Consider the following 18821-nt stretch of genomic DNA (forward strand, 5'->3'; position numbering starts at 1 on the left):
CTCACCCTCATGAATCGGGTACGTCCGACCTCGGCGGTGCTGATCGCGGCGCTGATCGGAACCGGTCTGGTCGTCGGCCGGCTGGTGCCACCGCTGATCGTCCGTTTCGACGGCAGTGTGCCGCGGTTGAGCTGGGCGGCGCCGTTGACGCTGTTCCTGGCCGCCGTGCTGGTCGGTACGCTGGCCTGGAACACCTGGCAGAGCCTGCACAAGAAGCAGCAGCGGATGACGGCGGACCATGGGATCAGGATGTTGGCGGTCGCCAAGTCGTCCGCCGTCGTCGGATCCCTCGTGGCGGGTCTCTACGGCGGGTTCGCGCTTGCGTTCGTCGAGGCGTTGGACTCGCCACTGGGCCGGGAGCGGGTCGTCCGTGGTGGTGCCGCGGCGATTGCCAGCGTCCTGCTCCTGATCGCCGCCGTGCTGCTCGAGCGGGCCTGTCGGCTCCCCGGCGACGACGATGAGGGCAAGGGCGGCAAGGTGTCCAAGGGCCCCCCCGACCCGACGCCCGCCTGACCCGACCGGGTCAGGCCAGCAACGACTGACGCAGCGTGTCGAGGCCGATGCTGCCGACCGACAGGGCGCGGCGGTGGAACTCCTTGAGATCAGGGCCATTGGCGGCGACGTACGCGTCGCGGAGCTGTTCCCACATGCGTTGTCCGACCTTGTACGACGGGGCCTGGCCGGGCCAGCCCAGATAGCGGTTGGCCTCGAAACGGATGAAGGGCTCGTTCATGTTGACGTGCTGGGACAGGAAGCCGAAAGCGTCGTCGCCGGTCCACGTGCCGGATCCGTCCGGCTTGGGCTTGCCGAGGTGCACGCCGAGGTCGACCACGACCCGGGCTGCGCGCATCCGCTGCCCGTCCAGCATCCCGAGCCGGTCGGCCGGGTTGTCGAGGTAGCCCAGGTCCGCCATCAACCGCTCGGCGTACAGAGCCCAGCCCTCCCCGTGTCCAGAGTTCCAGTTGATCCGGCGCCAGCCGTTGAGCTCGGCCCGGTTGTACGTGGCGAGACCCAGCTGGAGGTGGTGCCCCGGCACACCCTCGTGATAAACCGTCGTGAGCTCGCGCCAGGTGTCGAACTCGGTGATGCCCTGCGGGACGCTCCACCACATGCGGCCGGCGCGCTGGAAGTCGTCGCTGGGCGGGGTGTAGTAGATGCCGCCCTCCTGGGTCGGCGCGATCATGCACTCGAGCCGACGCATCGGCTCGGGGATGTCGAAGTGCGTACGCCCCAGGTCCGCGACGGCTCGGTCGCTGGTCTCCTGCATCCAGGCCTGCAGGGCCTCGGTGCTGTGCAGCTTGTGTGCCGGATCGGTGTCGAGGTGGGCGATCGCCTCGGCGACCGTCGCGCCGGGCTTGATCTGGTCGGCGATCGACTCCTGCTCCCGGACCATCCGGGCGAGCTCCTCGAGCCCCCACTCGTACGTCTCGTCAAGATCGATCTCGGCTCCGACGAAGTGGCGTGACGCGATGGCGTAGTGCTCGCGACCGACGCCGTCGGCGACCGGGGCGCGCGGCGCCAGCTCGCGCTCCAGGAAGTCGGCCAGGACCGCGTACGCCTCGCTGGCCGCCTGCGCGCCCGACTCGAGGTCCGTCCGGAGGGCCGGCGGCACGTCCGCGCGGGCCGCCAATGCCGTGAAGAAGCTGTCGGCTCCGGCCTGCTTGCGGGCCTGGGCCGCGACCTCGCGCACCTGGCGGAGCGCGGGTGTGTTCTTGGCCGCGATGCCGATCCGTAGCGAGTCGAGGTAGCCGGCCATCGCATCGGGCAGGTTGTGCATGCGGCGCGCGACGTGTGACCAGTCGTCCTCGGTCTCGGTGTCCATCAGGTCGAAGATGTCGCGGAGGTCCTGACCCGGCGAGGCGATGACGTTGAGGTCGCGCTGCCAGAAGCCGGCCTCGACCTGCTCGATGTCGAGCTCGATGGTGCGGATCAGCTCGGCCCTCGTGACGGAGTCGACCGCGTCTACCGGGTCCGTCCTGCGTACGCGCGCCAGCATCGACCGGGCCGCGTCGACCGCCTGGCCTACGCCGTCGGGGGAGCGATCGGTGTAGTCGGACTCGCGTCCGGGGCGGCCGAGGTGGACGTGCAGCTCAGGCTGGAGGTCGAGCAGGTCGTCGAGCCACTCCTCGGCGAGATCATCCATGGGGGTCGGGATGCGGGGAGTGGTGTCGGCCATACCCCAACCCTACGACTCCCCCGGTCCCCGCTGGGCCTGACGTTTCTGTTGCAACACGCCGGTGTGCCCCCGCAGAAACGTCAGGCTCAGCGGCGAGGTGAGGTGTGGCTACTTGTCGATGTCGCCGACGACGAAGAACATCGAGCCGAGGATCGCGACGAGATCGGCCACGACGGTGCCGCTGACGATCTCGGGCAGCACCGCGACGTTGTTGAACGAGGCAGAGCGCAGCTTGAGCCGCCAGGGAGTCTTCTCTCCGCGGGAGACCAGGTAGTAGCCGTTGAGCCCCAGCGGGTTCTCGGTCCACACGTATGTCGACCCCTCCGGCGCCTTGAGGATCTTGGGCAGGCGCACGTTGACCGGTCCCGGCGCGATGTCGGCCAGCCGGGCGATACACGCATCGGCCAGGTCGAGAGAGACCTTGGTCTGCTCGAGCAGTACCGCGAATCGCGCGTAGCAGTCGCCGTCGGTCCTCACCGGCACCCGCAGGACGTCCTGCAGCTCGCCGTACGCGAGGTACGGCTCGTCGCGCCGCAGGTCCAGGTCGAGACCGGAGGCGCGGGCGATCGGCCCGGAGACGCCGTAGGCGTGCACGAGGTCGGCGGAGAGCACGCCGATCCCCTGGGTGCGGGCGCGGAAGATCTCGTTGCCGAAGATCAGGTCCTCGAGCTCGTCCAGGCGGGTCCGGACCGTCGCGATCGCCGCCGAGGCTCGTCCCGTCCAGCCGGCCGGGATGTCCTCCTTGAGGCCGCCGACCCGGTTGAACATGTAGTGCATCCGACCACCGGAGACCTCCTCCATGACCTCCTGGATGGTCTCCCGCTCGCGGAACGCATAGAAGATCGGTGTGATCGCGCCGAGCTCGAGCGGATAGGAACCCAGGAACATCAGGTGGTTGAGCACCCGGTTGAGCTCGGCCAGCAGCGTACGGATCCAGGTCGCCCGTTCAGGGACCTCCATGCCGAGCATGTCCTCGACCGCCAGGACGACGCCGAGCTCGGAGGAGAAGGCGCTGAGCCAGTCGTGCCGGTTGGCCAGAACGATGATCTGTCGGTAGTCGCGGACCTCGAAGAGCTTCTCGACGCCACGGTGCATGTAGCCGATGATCGGCTCGCAGGCCATGACCCGCTCGCCGTCCAGGGTCAGCCGCAGGCGAAGAACGCCATGGGTCGCCGGGTGCTGCGGACCGATGTTGAGCACCATGTCGGTCGTCGCGAAGCCGGCGCCGACGCTGGCGGTCACCTCGGTCATGCGCGCCGGAGTGCCGAGACGACAGCGCGCTTGATTCGGGCGAGCAGCCCCGCGAGCGTCCTGTGCTCGACCTTGGTCAGGTGCAGGCGCAACGCGGCGATATCGGCCGAATGCTTGGTGATCTGGTCCTTCTGCTTCGCGATCTGAGTCTTCTGGCTGGCGATCAGTGCCTTGTGGTCCGAGAGCCGGGCGTCGGTTGCCCGAACCCGACGATCGTGGAGGCTCCCACCGCCGCGCCACTCCGGATAGGGGGAGGGGTGCTGGTAGGCCTGTTCGTGGCGGGTGATGTCAAGCACCATTCCCTCCCGCAGCCACTGCAGCCGCGAGGCGATCTCCCCGCCGTCAGGGGCGACCAGCGGACGAACGGGCGCTGGGAACCTTGCAGCCGTGAGGCGTTCGTCGAATTCGCCGGTTCCTGCGCCGTCCTGCCAGATGTGCGCGAGCCGGTTGCGCTCGAGGAATGCGGTGTAGCGGTCGAACCTCTCGGGCATCGCGGCGTTGAACTTGCTCATGTCGGTCGACTCGTACAACTCCTCAGCACGGAGGTCTGCGGTGAACTCGGGCATCAGCGTGAACGGCATCTGGTGGTACTCGGCCAGTTCGATTGTGCGGGAGTCGTGCGCGAGCAGCAGGGCTGGCGTTCCGCCGAGCAGCGCGGCGACGTTGCCGTGAAACCGGGTGCCGTACGCGAAGTCATGGTCCGCGAGGAAGTCATACCAGGTCCAGGTGTCGAGGAACAGCCGCATCCGGTCGGCCTGGTAGATCGGGTGGTTGAGGTGGACCGGCACGAGCGGATCGTGGACGTGTGGAAATGGGACCCCCCACAGCATCAGCCGTAGGTCGTTGCTGTCCTGTCCGATGTAGGTCAGGTGGGGGTGGCGCTCTGTCTGGGCGGTCGCGAACGCGCCGATACCGGGCACCTCGGGCGTCAGGTTGAGGGCCAGCCGACTGTCTTGCGTGATCGCGTCAACCTTCTTGTCGACCGTGAAGTCGCGACCGTGCAGAAACAGCGATGGGCAGCCGATGACGTCGACAGCCTCGTCAGCGAAGCCGAGCCCGCGCAGGTATGACCGGGTGAACTCGCCGCGTACCCCGATCGAGGCCGAGCGGTCGAGCACGAGGCTGACGAACTTCTTGACTGAGTCAGAGATTGGTTCGAGTGACTCGGCACCCAGGCCGTGTGCGGCCTGCGCCCCGATGCCGGTGACGGTGACGGGGATCGTGAGCTGTTGGAGCAACTCGCTCAGCCGGTCGAGCCGCGGTGCGAACTCGGGGCGGAAGGCGTTGGCCATGGGGATGACCAGATGGTCGAACTCGGAGTTGATCCGCTCCGCGTCCCCCTCCTGGGGCGGCTGGCGTTCGGACAGCGTCCCGTTGGAGACCAGCTCGGCGCCATCGATCGACAGAGCCTTCCACACCGAGTGCTGGAACAGGTAGTTGCCGCTGTTGCTGTTGAAGACGTCCTGGGTCAACGTCGATTCGGCTGCGACAGCGGTGAAGGGGTCCTTGCCGGATCGGATCAGCAACCGAGTCATGGGCTCAGTGTTCCACGTCCGAGCGGACCTGTGACCAACCACCAGAAGTCGCCGAGACCGCCGCTCGCGAGGAGCTCGCCGGCCTCTCCGGCGGCGGCGAGTCGGCGCAGGTAGGCCGAGGGATCGGTCCGGGCCAGGTCGAGCGGTGGTCGACCGGCATCCACACCCAGCCCGGCCAGCACGTCGCGCTGGCGGTGCAGGGTCGCTCCCGCGGCGTGAGCCACCGCGTCGACAGCGACGTGCGCCGTGACGTCACGACTGCCATCGGGCACGACGTCGACCTCGCGTCCCGCGGCGTACGAGCGGAGCGTCCCGAACGGGGGGCGGTCCGCGCGCCGGTGGCCGTAGTCGATCGCGACCGCGGTGCCGTCGACCCGCGCCACGGCATCGGCCCACGCGGCGTCTCTCGTCGCGCCGATCTCGGCTCGCTCTCCCGGCTCGGACAGCGGCCACCACGTGCGGAGCCACTCCGAGTCGCACTCACCGCCGAACGTCTCGGCACCTGTGTCAGGGTCGACCAGGACGTGGCGCACTCGACCGTCCTGGGCCATCTCGACCACATCACACGGGATGTTGTCGAGCCACTCGTTTGCGATCAGCAGACCCTCGATTCGATCGGGGAGGGACGGCAGCCAGGAGATCGAAGACGGCAGGGTCTCCGGCCGGTCGGCGACCTCGACGCCGATCAGGCGCACGTCCGCGCCGACCAACGGCAGCAGGGCGGTCAGCAGCTCGCCGCCTCCGGCGCCCAGGTCGACGACCGTGCGCGCACGGGTGCGCGCGATCAGCTCGGCGACGGCCGCGGCGAATCCGCCGAGGTGCGCGCTGGTTCGGAAGTGTTCCGCCGGTCGCGAGGTGCGGAAGAAGCCGTCGTCGGCATACAGGGCCAGGTCCCACGCCTCGCGCCACGGGAGCGGTCGCTTCGTCATGGGATCAACCTAGAGACTCGTCGTTATGCTCAAGAGGTGGCACGACTCCGAAGGCGCGTCCGGCGCGCCATCGCGCGGCCGCTGGACCGTTGGAGGCAACGATCCGGGCCGCTGCTCAGCATCGTCGTGCCGGTGCTCGACGGAGCCGCGACGCTCGACGAGTGTCTGCTGTCGGCCCGGCGCCAGGACCATCGTCGGGTCGAGATCATCGTGATCGACGACGGCTCGACCGATGACAGCCTGGAGCGGGCTCGTGCCCATGCCCGCGCAGATCGGCGGGTGGCAGTCCTCAGCCAGCCTCATGCGGGCGTCGGCGAGGCGAGACGTGCCGGGGTCGAGCGGGCCACGGGAGCGTTCCTGACATTTCTGGATGCCGACGACACTGTGACCCGCCGCGGGCTGCGCGCCGCGATGGAGGTGCTCGAGTGGACCGGCTCGGACGTTGCGGTGATGCCCTACCAACGGCAGGAGGGTGCCGTGATCGCGCCGCCCGATCCGTGGATCGAGACGCTGCACGCCCGCCCGGCCCGTCACGTCACGCTCCAGGAGCGCCCGGACCTGCTGCTCAACGAGATCGCGTGCGGCAAGATCTTCCGTCGTGCGTTCTGGGTCTCCGCAGGGCTCTCGTTCCCGACGGTGCTGCTGGCGGGTGACCAGTGCGTCACGGCGAAGGCCTACCGCGACGCACACGGCATCGACATCTCCGAGGTCGTCGGATACACGTGGCGCCGACAGGAGACCTCGATGTCGCAGGGCCAGGTGACCGCCGAAGCGGTGGGCGCTCGACTTGATGCCATCGATGCCGTCCTGGCGCTGCTCGAACCGATCCCGCAGATCAGGGCCGAGCGCGCGCTGCAGTACCTCCGCCACAACGTCGCGGGCGCCGTGCTGATTCTCGAGCAAGCTGACGATGACTACCTCGAGGCGCTGGTCCGGCGCGTGCCGGCGATCGTCGAGGCTGCGCCATCGGATCGTTACGAGACCGAGGTCCCCGCCGAGTACCGAGTGCTCTACGCCCTGCTGGCCGTTGGAGACCGGGCCACGATCCGGCGGTACGTCCAGGCCGAGGGGATGCAGCCCGAGATGCACCCGACCGGCATCGAACCGGCCGGCCTGACGGCGTACCTCCCCGGCTGGGGTCACGACCCGGTGCCGCCCGAGGCCTATGTCCTGACTGCCGGACAGGCCGAGGTGCAGGCGGTCGTGCGGACCGTCCACCAGGACGGGACCAACCTCGTGCTCGGCGTCGAAGCCTGGTTTCCCGGTGTCGACCTGGTCGAGCCCCTGCTGTCGGTCAAGACCGACGGGGACCTCGTCGACGTCGTGCAGTGGGGCGAGCCGCATGTGTCGACGTCCCGCCAGGGTGCGCAGAGGCGCTATCCCGGATCGGGGTGGTCCGTGACGCTCAGCGGCGTGGCGCGGCGTGCGCCACGGCAGATCACCGTGACGCTGACGGACGGGGCGCGGGAGGGGACGACGACGACGCGGATCCCGGCCTGACTCCGCCGGTATGTGATCCTCGGCACACCTCGAAGCACTGTCGCCGATTCGTGCCGACGGTAGGCTGGACTCGTCAGTTTGTCTGGTACCCGCTTGCGGGACTGGAACGAAAGGCATCACACATGACGCATCTGTCCTTGGGCGTGATCGGAGCCGGAAGAGTCGGCGCGGTTCTCGCAGCACGATTCCGTACGGCCGGCTACCCGCTGGTGGGCGTCAGCGGACGCTCGCCTGCCTCCCTGCTCCGCATCAGCAACCTCCTGCCGGACGTGGACGTGCTGACCCCGACCGAGCTGGCCCGGGCGAGCGACATCCTTGTGCTCGCGGTGCCCGATGACGACCTGATTGCGGTCGCCGAGGAGTTGGCCGCCTCAGGTGCCGTGCGACCCGGCCAGTACGTCCTGCACACCAGCGGCCGCCACGGTCTGGACGCCCTCGCGTCCCTGACCCGGCTCGGCGCGCGTCCCATCGCGTTCCACCCCGCTATGACCTTCTCGGGCACGCCGGTCGACCTGGATCGTTCGCCGGTCTTCGGGCTGACCGCCGACCCGGCCGAGCGCCCGCTCGCCGAAGAGCTCGTCGCTGCGCTCGGCGGCACCCCGATGTGGGTCGCCGAGGCCGATCGCGCGCTCTATCACGCAGCGCTGGCGCACGGAGCCAACCACCTGGTCACGCTGGTCGCGCAGTCGATGGACCTCCTGCGCACGGCCGGGGCCGACGATCCCGCAGCCGTTCTGCGCCCCCTGCTGGCCGCGGCTCTCGACAATGTCCTGGCCTATGGTGACGCGGCCCTGACCGGCCCTGTCGTTCGCGGTGACATCACCACGATCCGCGCCCACGTCGACGCGCTCGCCGCGGCGGACGTCGATGACGCAACCGTCGACGCCTACCTCGAGCTGGCCCGTGCGACTGCGGGTCGGGCCGAGGTCGACGGCCGGCTCGCCGCGAGTCAGGCCAGCACAATCCGCCAGGTCCTCGACGAGGCCGACTGGGACACGCTCGCCGAGATCGCCGCCGGGATCTGACCGTGACCGGTCCGATCATCGCGCGTACGCGCGCCGAGCTCCTGGCTGCCCATGGTGGCTCGAGCGTCTCGTTCGTGCCGACCATGGGGGCGCTGCACGACGGGCACCTCCAGCTGCTCGAGCACGCGCGTCCGCTCGGCGAGACGCTGGTTGCCTCGATCTTCGTCAACCCGACGCAGTTCGCGCCGGATGAGGATTTCGACGCCTATCCGCGCACGTTTGACGCCGACCTCGATGTCTGCGCGCGGGCCGGGGTCGACGTGGTCTTCGCACCCTCGGTCCCGACGATGTACCCGGCCGGCCCCGGCGACAGCATCTCGGTCGATCCGGGGCCCCTCGGCACCGTGCTCGAGGGCTCGGCTCGGCCGACCCACTTCCGCGGCGTGCTGACCGTCGTCGCGAAGCTCTTCGGACTGGTGCGACCGGATGTCGCGGTGTTCGGCGAGAAGGACTACCAACAGCTAACCCTCATCCGGCACCTGTCGCGCGAGCTCGCGCTGGGTGTCGACATCGTCGGCTGCCCGACCGTGCGCGAGCCGGATGGCCTGGCGATGAGCTCACGCAACCGCTACCTGTCGGAGGACGACCGGAAGCGTGCGGCCTACGTCTCTGCTGCCCTGCGCGCCGGTGTCTCGGCCGGGCCGCGCGGCGCCGAGTCCGTGCTCGTCGCCGCGGCGGCGGTGCTCGAGACCGCCGGGATCAACCCGGACTATCTCGTCGTCACCGACCCCGACCTCGGCCCGGCGAGGCCCGGCGCCGAGGCCCGGTTGCTCGTCGCCGCCCGGGTCGGCACCCCACGCCTGCTCGACAACACGTCCCTCACGCTAGGAGCCTGACCATGATCCGCACCATGATGAAGTCCAAGATCCACCGCGCGACCGTGACCCAGGCCGACTTGCACTACGTCGGCTCGGTGACGGTCGACCGGGACCTGCTCGACGCTGCGGACCTGCTGCCCGGCGAGCTCGTGCACATCGTCGACATCGACAACGGCGCACGTCTGGAGACCTACACGATCGCGGGCGAGCGGGGCAGTGGCGTCATCGGCATCAACGGAGCCGCCGCGCACCTGGTCCACCCCGGGGACCTGGTGATCCTGATCGCGTACGCGCAGCTGACCGATGCCGAGGCCCGGAAGCTCGAGCCCAGCGTCGTGTTCGTCGACGCGGACAACAAGGTCATCGGCACCGGCAACGACCCCGCTGAGGCGCTCCCAGGCAGTGGGCTGACCCGGGGCGACATCGTCAACAACCCGCTCGTGGCCGCCCGGTGACCCCATGACCCTGCTCTGTCTGGACGTCAGCAACAGCCACACGACGATCGGCGCCTTCCATGATGCGGACCTGATCGCGCACTGGCAGGTCTCCTCGGACGAGCGGCGCACCGCAGATGAGTGGCAGATGCTCGTCACCGGGCTCGTGAGTCAGGCCGGCATCGGCCGGGTCGTGGCGGTCAGCCTGTGCTGCACCGTGCCGGCGATCCTGGTCGAGCTGCGCGCCATGCAGGAGCGCTACTGGGCCGATCTCCCGGTCGCGATCGTGGGCCCCGGTGTCAAGACCGGCGTCCCGATCCACACCGACAACCCCCGCGAGGTCGGTGCCGACCGGATCGTCAACGCCCTGGCAGCCGTAGAGCTCTACGGCGGACCGGCCATCGTGGTCGACCTCAACGGCACCGCGACAATCTTCGACGTCGTCGATGAGTCCAACCGCTACATCGGCGGTGCCATCGCGCCCGGCGTCGAGCTCTCCCTCGACGCGCTGGCCCGCCGCGGCGCGCAGCTGCGGAGCGTCGAGCTGGCCCTCCCGCGCGACGTCGTGGGCAAGAACACCGTTGAGGCGCTGCAGTCCGGTGTGGTCTACGGCTTCGCCGGCCTGGTCGACGGGATGGTGACCCGCATCATCGACTCTCTCGACGTAGACCCCGACCACGTCACGGTGATCGCGACGGGGTCCTTCCCGGACGCGGTCGTCGACAACTGCTCGACCATCACGGCCCGCGATCCGTGGCTGACGCTGACGGGCCTCCGGCTGATCCACGAGAAGAACCACGACTGAGCCCGGGCGCCAGCCCGGCGATGGACGGTGGGCCGACTCGCGGTCATCGAGGCGCCGATAGGCTTGACCCTTGTGAGCGACGCGACTGCAACCCCGAGCCCCGAGGACGACCTGCCTGAGCAGATGCGGGTGCGGCTGGAGAAGCGGCAGCAGCTCGTCGACCGCGGCGAGGAGCCGTACCCGGTCGTGGTCGACCGCACCCACACGCTGAAGCAGATCGCCACGGCGTACGACGCCGAGACGCTGGGCACCGACACCCAGACCGGTGATGCCGTGTCGGTCGCAGGTCGGGTGATCTTCGTGCGAGGCACCGGCAAGCTCGTGTTCGTCGTGCTGCGTGAGGGCGACGGCACCGAGCTCCAGGCGATGTTGTCGCTCGCGGGAATCGGCGAGGAACGGCTGGCCCAGTTCAAGGCATCGGTCGACATCGGCGACCACCTTGCCGTCACGGGAGAGGTCATCACGAGCAAGCGCGGCGAGCTCTCCGTCATGGCGACGTCGTGGCAACTCGCGGCCAAGACGGTGCGGCCGCTGCCCAACGAGCACTCGCCGCTGTCCGACGAGGCCCGCAGCCGCATGCGCTACGTCGACCTGATCGTGCGGCCCGAGGCGCGCGACAACGTGCGGGTCAAGGCCAAGGTCCTGCAGTCCCTGCGATCGACCCTGGATGCCCACGAGTTCATCGAGGTCGACACCCCGGTTCTGCAGCACACCAACGGTGGCGCCGCGGCCCGCCCGTTCCAGACCCACACCAATGCCTTCGACGAGGACATGCTGCTGCGGATCGCGATCGAGCTCGACCTCAAGCGTGCGCTGGTCGGCGGCGTCGACCGGGTCTACGAGATCGGCAAGACGTTCCGTAACGAGGGCGTCGACAACACCCATAATCCCGAATTCATGATGCTCGAGGCCTATCAGGCCTATGGCTCGTACGACACCATGGCCGAGCTGACTCGCAGCCTGGTCGTCAACGCCGCCCGCGCGATCGGCAAGACCGTCGTGGAGGGGCGGGACGGCTCGCCGATCGACCTCGAGGGCCCATGGCGGCACGCGACGGTCCACGAGCTGGTCTCCGACGCCACGGGCGCCACGGTCGACAACGACACCCCCGTCGAGACCTTGCTGGCCCTGGCCGCGCAGCACGAGGTTGCTCTGCAGCCGCACTGGGTCGCCGGTGACATCGTGCTCGAGCTCTACGAAAAGCTCGTCGAGCACACGCTGATCCAGCCGACGTTCGTTCGCGACTATCCCGAGGCCGTGCGCCCGCTGGCCAAGAAGCACCGCACGAAGCCGGGGCTCGTGGAGGCGTGGGACCTGATCATCAACGGCGTCGAGCTGGCCCCGGCGTACTCCGAGCTCAACGACCCGGTGATCCAGCGTGAGCGGCTCGAGGAGCAGTCGCGGCTGGCGGCTGCCGGCGATCCCGAGGCAATGGACGTCGATGAGGACTTCCTCCGTGCGTTGGAGTTCGGCATGCCCCCCGCGGGTGGCATGGGGATGGGCGTCGACCGCCTCGTCATGCTGTTGCAGGGCATCGGTATCCGCGAGGCGATTCTCTTCCCGCTGTCCCGCGCCGAGTGACCTGACCCGGGCGGTCTTTCTGCCCACAGCGAACGAGGGAACGTCCTGCGCGTGGTGTCGGTTGAGTTACACATATGGACATCGGTGCATGCGAATTTCCATACCTGACTAAACTGAACCGATAGTCCAGCAGAGGGGGACGCCATGTTCGAAAGATTTACCGACCGTGCTCGTCGCGTGGTCGTGCTTGCCCAAGAAGAGGCACGCATGCTCAGCCACAACTACATCGGCACGGAGCACATCCTCCTGGGCCTGATCCACGAGGGCGAGGGTGTTGCCGCCAAGGCTCTGGAGAGCCTCGACATCTCGCTCGAGGCCGTCCGTGGCCAGGTCGAGGACATCATCGGCCAGGGACAGCAGGCCCCGAGCGGGCACATCCCCTTCACGCCGCGCGCCAAAAAGGTGCTGGAGCTCAGCCTCCGCGAGGCGCTGCAGCTGGGCCACAACTACATCGGCACCGAGCACATCCTGCTCGGTCTGATCCGTGAGGGCGAGGGAGTTGCCGCCCAGGTCCTGGTCAAGCTCGGAGCCGACCTCAACCGCGTGCGCCAGCAGGTCATCACGCTCGTCAGCGGCTTCCAGGGCAAGGAGGCGGAGGCAGCGGGCGCGCCCAGCGAGTCCGCACCGAGCACCTCGGCGGTGCTGGACCAGTTCGGTCGCAACCTGACGCAGGCTGCCCGCGAGGGCAAGCTCGACCCGGTCATCGGCCGGGACGACGAGGCCGAGCGCGTCATGCAGACCCTGTCCCGACGCACCAAGAACAACCCGGTGCTCGTCGGCGAGCCCGGCGTCGGCAAGACCGCCGTCGTCGAGAGCCTGGCCCAGGACATCGTCCGCGGCGATGTGCCCGAGACGCTCAAGGACAAGCAGATCTACACGCTTGACCTCGGTGCGCTCGTGGCCGGCTCGCGTTACCGCGGTGACTTCGAGGAACGCCTCAAGAAGGTCCTCAAGGAGATCCGCACCCGCGGCGACATCATCTTGTTCATCGACGAGATCCACACCTTGGTGGGTGCCGGAGCCGCCGAGGGCGCGATCGACGCTGCCAGCATCCTCAAGCCGATGTTGGCCCGTGGTGAGCTGCAGACCATCGGTGCCACGACGCTCGATGAATACCGCAAGCACTTCGAGAAGGATGCGGCCCTCAACCGTCGCTTCCAGCCGATCCTCGTCGAGGAGCCGTCGGTGCTCGACACCGTCGAGATCCTCAAGGGTCTGCGCGATCGCTACGAGGCGCACCACCGTGTCTCGATCACCGACGAGGCCCTCGTGGCCGCGGCGACGATGGGCGACCGCTACGTCTCCGACCGGTTCCTGCCGGACAAGGCGATCGACCTGGTCGACGAGGCCGGCGCCCGCCTGCGCATCCGCCGCATGGCGACCCCGCCGGAGCTCAAGGAGTTCGACGAGAAGATCTCCGACGTCCGCCGCCGCAAGGAGGGGGCCATCGACGCACAGGACTTCGAAGCCGCTGCCGCGCTGCGCGACGAGGAGAAGAAGCTCATCAACGCCAAGGGCGAGCGTGAGAAGGCCTGGAAGTCCGGCGACCTCGACACCGTTGCGGTGGTCGACGAGCAGCTCATCGCGGAGGTCCTGGCCAAGGCCACGGGCATCCCGGTCGGCCAGCTCAGCGAGGCCGAGTCCAGCCGTCTGCTCAACATGGAGGAAGAGCTCCACAAGCGCGTCATCGGTCAGGATCAGGCCATCAAGGCGCTGTCGCGGGCGATCCGTCGCACGCGAGCAGGCCTGAAGGACCCCAAGCGTCCCGGTGGATCGTTCATCTTCGCCGGGCCCTCGGGTGTCGGCAAGACGTGGCTGTCCAAGGCGCTGGCGAACTTCCTGTTCGGCGACGAAGACTCGCTGATCCAGCTCGACATGTCCGAGTACAGCGAGAAGCACACCGTCTCGCGCCTGTTCGGCTCGCCTCCCGGCTACGTCGGCTACGAAGAGGGTGGCCAGCTCACCGAGAAGGTGCGCCGCAAGCCGTTCTCGGTCGTGCTGTTCGACGAGATCGAGAAGGCTCACCCCGACATCTTCAACTCGCTGTTGCAGATCCTCGAGGAGGGCCACCTCACCGACGGCCAAGGTCGAGTCATCAACTTCAAGAACACCGTCATCATCATGACCACCAACCTTGGTGCGCGTGAGATCTCCAAGGGCGTCAACCTGGGCTTCAGCCAGGCCGGCGACGTCGCGGGGTCCTACAACAAGATGAAGGAACGTGTCTCGATCGAGCTCAAGCAGCACTTCCGGCCTGAGTTCCTCAACCGAGTCGACGAGATCATCGTCTTCCCGCCGTTGACCGAGGACGAGATCCTGCAGATGGTCGACATGATGATCGACTCGCTCGAGAAGCGTCTGGCCGAGAAGGACATGACGATCGAGCTCACGACCGAGGCGAAAGATCTGCTCTCCAAGCGTGGCTTCGACAAGACCATGGGTGCTCGACCGCTTCGCCGCACGGTGCAGCGCGAGATCGAGGACGTCATGGCCGAGAAGCTGCTCTATGGCGAGATCCGTCCCGGCCAGCTCGTGCTGGTTGGCGTCGAGGGTGAAGGTGTCGACGCGGTCTTCACGTTCGAGGGCCGCGCCAAGGCCGAGCTCGAGCTGGAGATGCCCGACGTCCCGCCGGCCGTCGAGGCCGGCGCCGAGTAGGCACGCACGGCACGACGAAGCCCCCGTAGCGCCCGCTGCGGGGGCTTCGTCGTGCTCAGTGCGACGTCTGGACGTTCAGCAGCACGACCCCGGAGATGATCAGCGCGATCGCTGCGACTTTGGCCGGACTGACCGGCTCGTCGAGGAACACCACACCGACCACCGCGATGGCCGCGGTTCCGAGTCCGGCCCAGATCGCGTACGTGATCGAAACCGGGATCTGCTTGACGACGAGGGTCAACAACCAGATCGACACGGCGTATCCGCCGACGACGACCGCGGTCCATCCCGGATTGCTGAATCCTTCGGCACGGGGGAGCGCGGCGGTGGCGAAGACCTCGGTGGCGATCGCGACCAGCAGCAGAGCTGCGGCGACGTACATGATGTGATCCCAGACTTTCTGTAGCGCTTGCTACGCACTGGAGCGTAGCAGATGCTACGTTTGGTGCGATGACCAAGAAGGAGCAGCTGACCGAGGCCGCGACCGACTATGCCCTCGAGCGCGGGCTGATCGGGTTGAGCCTGCGGCCCATGGCGGCTCAGGTGGGCACGAGCGATCGCATGCTGATCTATCACTTCGGCTCCAAGGACGAGCTCGTGGCGGCGGTGCTGGATGCCTCCAACGCACGCTCAATGGCATATATCCGGGCCATGCCCCCGGCCGGGTCGCTTCGGCAGGCGATCCTCGATCTCTGGTCGTCCTACACGCAGGACGTGGAGGTCCAGCGCTGCCAGCGGATGTACGTCGAAGCCGCCGCGCTGGGCCTGCTGGGACGTGAGCCGTACGCCTCCTTGATCAGGGCATCCAACATCCTCTGGATCAAGACCCTGGCGGACTATCTGGCGCGCTCGGGGGTGCCAGGGGACCGGACTACGCGGATCGCGACCCTGGTCGACGCGACGTTCAACGGGGTGTTCCTCGACCGTCCGCTCGACGGGGACGCCGAGTCTCGCCGGATCATCGAGGACCTCGCAGACGCTCTGACCTGAGCCTCAACCGGGCAGGGCGTAGCGATCCCCCGGGAGCGGCTCCACCAACCCGTCGGCGACGAGCCCGTCCAGAGCGCGCCCCCGCTGCGGTGCATCGGGCCAGACGTCGTCGAGCGCCGCCCGGGGGACCGGCTCCGACGACTCGCGCAGCACCGCCATGAGCGAGCCGCGGCACTGTCGGTCGGTGCCGTCCCATCCCTGACCGGGCCGGGCCGGGCCGTCGTACGCCGGATAGCCTGCGGCACGCCAGCGGCACTGGTCCGCGACGGGGCACTCGCCGCACCGCGGTGTCCGGGCCGTACAGACCAGTGCCCCGAGCTCCATCGTGGCTGCCGCCCAACGATCCGCACCGTGCAGGGGCAGCAGGTCGGCGCCGAGATCGCGCTCGGCACGGCTGACGGACGGGGCCGGGAACTGCTCGCCGGTCACGACCCGCGCGAGGACCCGACGGACGTTGGTGTCGAGCACGACGTGGCGTCCACCGAATGCGAACGACGAGACGGCCGCGGCTGTGTAGGAGCCGACTCCGGGCAGGGCCAGCAGGTCCTCGATCGACTCTGGCACCTGACCGCCGTGCCGGTCGACGATCGTGACGGCTGCGGCGTGCAAGCGAAGTGCCCGCCGTGGATAGCCGAGCCTGCCCCAGGCGCGAAGGGCATCCCCCGTGGTGGCAGCCGCGAGCAGAGCAGGGGTGGGCCAGCGCTCGACCCAGGCCGCGTAGACCGGGAGGACCCGCGAGACGGGGGTCTGCTGCAGCATGAACTCTGAGACCATCACATCCCACGGCGACTCGGTGCGCCGCCATGGCAGGTCCCGGGCAGCGGTGTCGAACCAGCTGGTCACGTCTTCGTGCAGTCGCGCCCGATCGGCGATCGGGACGCGGGTGGCGGGAGGGCTCATGGCGTCTCGATCCTCCCACGCAGGCGGTGGCGGCCCGGTGTCACCAGCCGCGACACCCGCATCGTCCGCCGGGGCGAACGATCGGCCGGATATCGTGTTGTCGTGAGCCAGCGACGGTTGCCCGCCGAGATCTACTGGCGACGGCGGCTCCTCCTGCTGGCGGTGCTGATCGGCCTGGTGTGGGTCGTGCTCCGGCTTGTGGGCGGGGACGACAAGCCGGATGCGGCCCCGGGGCCCGTGGCGACGACCACCGCGAGCGCAGCGCCGGCCGCCGCGCCGCTGACAGATGGCACGATCGAGGTGACTCTGGTCAGTGCGAGCCGATCCTGCGACCCGGAAAAGATCCGGATGAGCCCCACCGTCGGCTCCGGTCAGCTCACCCGCGGGCCGGTCGAAATCGGTCTCGTGGTCAGCTCGACGGAGAAGACCGCGTGCACCCTGACCCCAGAGGACGCCGATCTGGTGGCGGTCATCAGTGCCAACAAGACGGCGATCTGGGACTCAACCCTCTGCAAGGTTTCGCTGCTGGAGGATCCTGTGGCGATCTCGCCTCGCTGGTCCTCCCTGGTCACGGCGACGTGGTCGGGCCGAGGCTCGGGCACGAGCTGCTCCGACAAGGAGGGCTATGCCAGTCCCGGTGGCTACACCGTGCAGGTGGGAACCCTGGGAGGCGAGCCGGGCAAGGCGACGTTCACCCTCAAGGCCCGTCCGACGCCGAAACCGACGAAGACAACGCCCACACCGACCAAGAAGACCCCGACCGCCAAGAACACCACCAAGCCCAACGACTAGTGATGACCGGGCGACTCATCGTCCTCAACGGGCCCTCCCAGTGCGGGCAAGAGCACGCTGGCGCGGGCCCTGGAGGCGGCCCTGCCGGATCCGTTCTTGTTCTTCGGTCTGGACTTCTTCCTGCTCGGTGACGTCCTTCCACGCACGGCTGGGCGAGAGGTTCGTGACCGGGCCAGGCTCCGCCCGAACGTCCACGACGGCTTCTACCGCTGCGTCCGGGCGCTCGCCGTGGGCGGCAACGACGTCGATGGTGGAGCGCTGCTGGAGACGACTGTCTCGAGTGTGGTCGAGGCGTGGCAGCAGCGTCAGACGTAGCGCTCGAGGATGCTCGACTCGGCCAGACGGGAGAGTCCCTCGCGGACGCCCCGGGCACGTAGGTCGCCGACTCCCTCGACAGTCTGCAGATCATCGATGCTTGCCGCCAACAGCTTCTGGAGTGAGCCGAAGTGCTCGATCAGGCGGTCAACCACCGTGATCGGCAGCCGGGGGATGCGGGCCAGGAGCCGATATCCGCGCGGTGCCAACGGGCTGTCCAGCGTCTCGCCGCTGCCGATGCGCAGGGCCCGTGCGACTCCGCCCAGATCAACCAGGTCGGTGGACTCGATTGCGGCCAACTCGGCCAGCACGGCCTCGGGAGTGCGTCCACGGCGTCCGCTGGGCATGTAGTCCCGGATGATGAGGCCGCGCTCGGCATCCACGCCGCTGATGAGCTCTTCGAGCTGCAGGGCCAGCAGGCGACCATCGGAGCCGAGCTCTAGGACGTAGGTGTCGATCTCACGGGCGATCCGGCTGACCATTTCGAGGCGTTGGGCTACCGCCGAGACGTCGCGGACCGTGACGAGGTCCTCGATCTCCAGGGCCGAGAGCGCGTCGGAGACCTCGTCGAGCCGGTTGCGATAACGCTCAAGGGTCTGCAGGGCCTGGTTGGCGCGGCCGAGCACTGCGCCGGTGTCCTCCAGGACGTGCCGCAGGTCTTCGAGGTAGAGCGCGATGATGTGCATCGAGGCCGACACCGAGATCACCGGCACTCCGGTCTGCCGGGCGACGCGGTCGGCGGTGCGGTGTCGTGTGCCGGTCTCCTGCGTCGTGATGGAGGGATCCGGCATCAGGTGGACGCCGGCCATCAGGATCCGGGTGGCGTCGCGGTCGAGGATGATCGCGCCGTCCATCTTGGCCAGCTCGCGCAGCCCCGTCGCGGTGAAGGGGACGTCGAGGGCGAAGCCGCCGGTGGACATCGCCTCGATCTGGCGCTCATTGCCGACCACGATCAGGGCTCCCGTGCGTCCACGCAGGATGCGTTCGAGACCTTCGCGGAGGGAGGTGCCGGGCGCGATCGAGGTCAGCGTGGCGCGCAGACGTGCCGAAGCATCCGCTGCCGCTGCGGCCGCGGCTGACCGCTCAGCGACTGTTGCCATGCTCAACCCCTTGAT

The 18821-nt window shown here is 68.5% G+C and carries 17 protein-coding genes and 1 pseudogene; 11 read left to right on the forward strand and 7 right to left on the reverse strand.

What is annotated here, in order from left to right; translation table 11 throughout:
* Positions 1–9 precede the first annotated feature (9 nt).
* Positions 10–513: a DUF3180 domain-containing protein gene (locus C6I20_RS00630; RefSeq protein ID WP_118394193.1), complete on the forward strand. Its 504-nt coding sequence runs from the start codon at positions 10–12 to the stop codon at positions 511–513.
* A gap of 10 nt (positions 514–523) precedes the next feature.
* Here C6I20_RS00630 and C6I20_RS00635 read toward each other — a convergent pair whose 3' ends face one another.
* From C6I20_RS00635 to C6I20_RS16975, 4 genes are all read right to left on the reverse strand, one after another.
* Positions 524–2176 carry a DUF885 domain-containing protein gene (locus C6I20_RS00635; RefSeq protein WP_118394194.1) on the reverse strand — a complete coding sequence of 551 codons (1653 nt, stop codon included), beginning with the start codon at positions 2174–2176 and terminating at the stop codon, positions 524–526.
* A 108-nt stretch (positions 2177–2284) separates the two neighbouring features.
* On the reverse strand, positions 2285–3427 hold the full coding sequence (locus C6I20_RS00640; protein ID WP_118394195.1) for an NADH-quinone oxidoreductase subunit D: 1143 nt from the start codon (positions 3425–3427) through the stop codon (positions 2285–2287).
* Positions 3424–4962 carry a polysaccharide pyruvyl transferase family protein gene (locus C6I20_RS00645; RefSeq protein ID WP_118394196.1) on the reverse strand — a complete coding sequence of 513 codons (1539 nt, stop codon included), beginning with the start codon at positions 4960–4962 and terminating at the stop codon, positions 3424–3426. Before C6I20_RS00645 ends, C6I20_RS00640 begins: the two co-directional genes overlap by 4 nt.
* The gene (locus C6I20_RS16975; RefSeq protein ID WP_162891046.1) at positions 4959–5891 is read right to left on the reverse strand and encodes an SAM-dependent methyltransferase; all 933 of its coding nucleotides are present in this window, start codon (positions 5889–5891) and stop codon (positions 4959–4961) included. The genes C6I20_RS00645 and C6I20_RS16975 overlap by 4 nt, the downstream gene beginning before the upstream one ends.
* Positions 5892–5927: 36 nt before the next feature.
* Here C6I20_RS16975 and C6I20_RS00650 point away from each other — a divergent pair, with 36 nt between their 5' ends.
* The 7 genes from C6I20_RS00650 to C6I20_RS00680 all read left to right on the forward strand — a co-directional run bounded on the left by C6I20_RS00650 (position 5928) and on the right by C6I20_RS00680 (position 14709).
* A complete protein-coding gene (locus C6I20_RS00650; protein ID WP_162891047.1) occupies positions 5928–7391 on the forward strand; it encodes a glycosyltransferase family 2 protein in 1464 nt (487 codons plus the stop codon).
* A complete protein-coding gene (locus C6I20_RS00655) occupies positions 7283–8416 on the forward strand; it encodes a Rossmann-like and DUF2520 domain-containing protein (protein ID WP_256372160.1) in 1134 nt (377 codons plus the stop codon). The genes C6I20_RS00650 and C6I20_RS00655 overlap by 109 nt, the downstream gene beginning before the upstream one ends.
* Positions 8417–8418: 2 nt before the next feature.
* Positions 8419–9252, forward strand: a complete 834-nt coding sequence (panC, locus tag C6I20_RS00660) for a pantoate--beta-alanine ligase (RefSeq protein WP_118394198.1) — start codon at positions 8419–8421, stop codon at positions 9250–9252.
* Between the two features lie 2 nt (positions 9253–9254).
* Positions 9255–9689, forward strand: a complete 435-nt coding sequence (panD, locus tag C6I20_RS00665; protein WP_118394199.1) for an aspartate 1-decarboxylase — start codon at positions 9255–9257, stop codon at positions 9687–9689.
* A 4-nt stretch (positions 9690–9693) separates the two neighbouring features.
* Positions 9694–10473: a type III pantothenate kinase gene (locus C6I20_RS00670; protein ID WP_118394200.1), complete on the forward strand. Its 780-nt coding sequence runs from the start codon at positions 9694–9696 to the stop codon at positions 10471–10473.
* 123 nt (positions 10474–10596) lie between these two features.
* Entirely contained in the window at positions 10597–12054 is a 1458-nt protein-coding gene (gene lysS, locus C6I20_RS00675) for a lysine--tRNA ligase (protein ID WP_118398396.1), read from the forward strand.
* Between the two features lie 144 nt (positions 12055–12198).
* Positions 12199–14709 carry an ATP-dependent Clp protease ATP-binding subunit gene (locus C6I20_RS00680; RefSeq protein WP_118394201.1) on the forward strand — a complete coding sequence of 837 codons (2511 nt, stop codon included), beginning with the start codon at positions 12199–12201 and terminating at the stop codon, positions 14707–14709.
* Between the two features lie 55 nt (positions 14710–14764).
* Here the strand turns inward: C6I20_RS00680 and C6I20_RS00685 are convergent, their stop codons facing one another.
* A complete protein-coding gene (locus C6I20_RS00685) occupies positions 14765–15091 on the reverse strand; it encodes a multidrug efflux SMR transporter (RefSeq protein WP_118394202.1) in 327 nt (108 codons plus the stop codon).
* A 68-nt stretch (positions 15092–15159) separates the two neighbouring features.
* Here C6I20_RS00685 and C6I20_RS00690 point away from each other — a divergent pair, with 68 nt between their 5' ends.
* Complete coding sequence (locus C6I20_RS00690) at positions 15160–15699, forward strand: TetR/AcrR family transcriptional regulator (protein WP_118394203.1); 540 nt, start codon at positions 15160–15162, stop codon at positions 15697–15699.
* Between the two features lie 3 nt (positions 15700–15702).
* On the opposite strand, the gene C6I20_RS00695 is transcribed toward C6I20_RS00690, so the two are convergent.
* Positions 15703–16599 carry an A/G-specific adenine glycosylase gene (locus C6I20_RS00695; protein WP_118394204.1) on the reverse strand — a complete coding sequence of 299 codons (897 nt, stop codon included), beginning with the start codon at positions 16597–16599 and terminating at the stop codon, positions 15703–15705.
* A gap of 102 nt (positions 16600–16701) precedes the next feature.
* Between C6I20_RS00695 and C6I20_RS00700 the strand changes: the two genes are divergently transcribed.
* Together C6I20_RS00700 and C6I20_RS00705 are read left to right on the forward strand one after the other, a co-directional pair.
* Entirely contained in the window at positions 16702–17391 is a 690-nt protein-coding gene (locus C6I20_RS00700; protein WP_162891048.1) for a hypothetical protein, read from the forward strand.
* Positions 17392–17433: 42 nt separating this feature from the next.
* Positions 17434–17706, forward strand: a pseudogene (locus tag C6I20_RS00705) (hypothetical protein); the annotation flags it as partial.
* Here C6I20_RS00705 and disA read toward each other — a convergent pair.
* Complete coding sequence (disA, locus tag C6I20_RS00710; RefSeq protein WP_118394207.1) at positions 17697–18806, reverse strand: DNA integrity scanning diadenylate cyclase DisA; 1110 nt, start codon at positions 18804–18806, stop codon at positions 17697–17699. The pseudogene C6I20_RS00705 and the gene disA sit on opposite strands and share 10 nt — an antisense overlap.
* Positions 18807–18821: the final 15 nt, after the last annotated feature.

The sequence above is a fragment of the Aeromicrobium sp. A1-2 genome, assembly GCF_003443875.1.
Taxonomy (GTDB): domain Bacteria; phylum Actinomycetota; class Actinomycetes; order Propionibacteriales; family Nocardioidaceae; genus Aeromicrobium.

Bases quoted from the DNA above. Each gene is read 5' to 3' on its own strand.
- C6I20_RS00630 (WP_118394193.1), top strand. From the start codon at position 10: ATGAATCGGGTACGTCCGACCTCGGCGGTGCTGATCGCGGCGCTGATC.
- C6I20_RS00635 (WP_118394194.1), bottom strand. From the start codon at position 2,176: ATGGCCGACACCACTCCCCGCATCCCGACCCCCATGGATGATCTCGCC.
- C6I20_RS00640 (WP_118394195.1), bottom strand. From the start codon at position 3,427: ATGACCGAGGTGACCGCCAGCGTCGGCGCCGGCTTCGCGACGACCGAC.
- C6I20_RS00645 (WP_118394196.1), bottom strand. From the start codon at position 4,962: ATGACTCGGTTGCTGATCCGATCCGGCAAGGACCCCTTCACCGCTGTC.
- C6I20_RS16975 (WP_162891046.1), bottom strand. From the start codon at position 5,891: ATGACGAAGCGACCGCTCCCGTGGCGCGAGGCGTGGGACCTGGCCCTG.
- panD (WP_118394199.1), top strand. From the start codon at position 9,255: ATGATCCGCACCATGATGAAGTCCAAGATCCACCGCGCGACCGTGACC.
- C6I20_RS00670 (WP_118394200.1), top strand. From the start codon at position 9,694: ATGACCCTGCTCTGTCTGGACGTCAGCAACAGCCACACGACGATCGGC.
- lysS (WP_118398396.1), top strand. From the start codon at position 10,597: ATGCGGGTGCGGCTGGAGAAGCGGCAGCAGCTCGTCGACCGCGGCGAG.
- C6I20_RS00680 (WP_118394201.1), top strand. From the start codon at position 12,199: ATGTTCGAAAGATTTACCGACCGTGCTCGTCGCGTGGTCGTGCTTGCC.
- C6I20_RS00685 (WP_118394202.1), bottom strand. From the start codon at position 15,091: ATGTACGTCGCCGCAGCTCTGCTGCTGGTCGCGATCGCCACCGAGGTC.
- C6I20_RS00690 (WP_118394203.1), top strand. From the start codon at position 15,160: ATGACCAAGAAGGAGCAGCTGACCGAGGCCGCGACCGACTATGCCCTC.
- C6I20_RS00695 (WP_118394204.1), bottom strand. From the start codon at position 16,599: ATGAGCCCTCCCGCCACCCGCGTCCCGATCGCCGATCGGGCGCGACTG.
- disA (WP_118394207.1), bottom strand. From the start codon at position 18,806: ATGGCAACAGTCGCTGAGCGGTCAGCCGCGGCCGCAGCGGCAGCGGAT.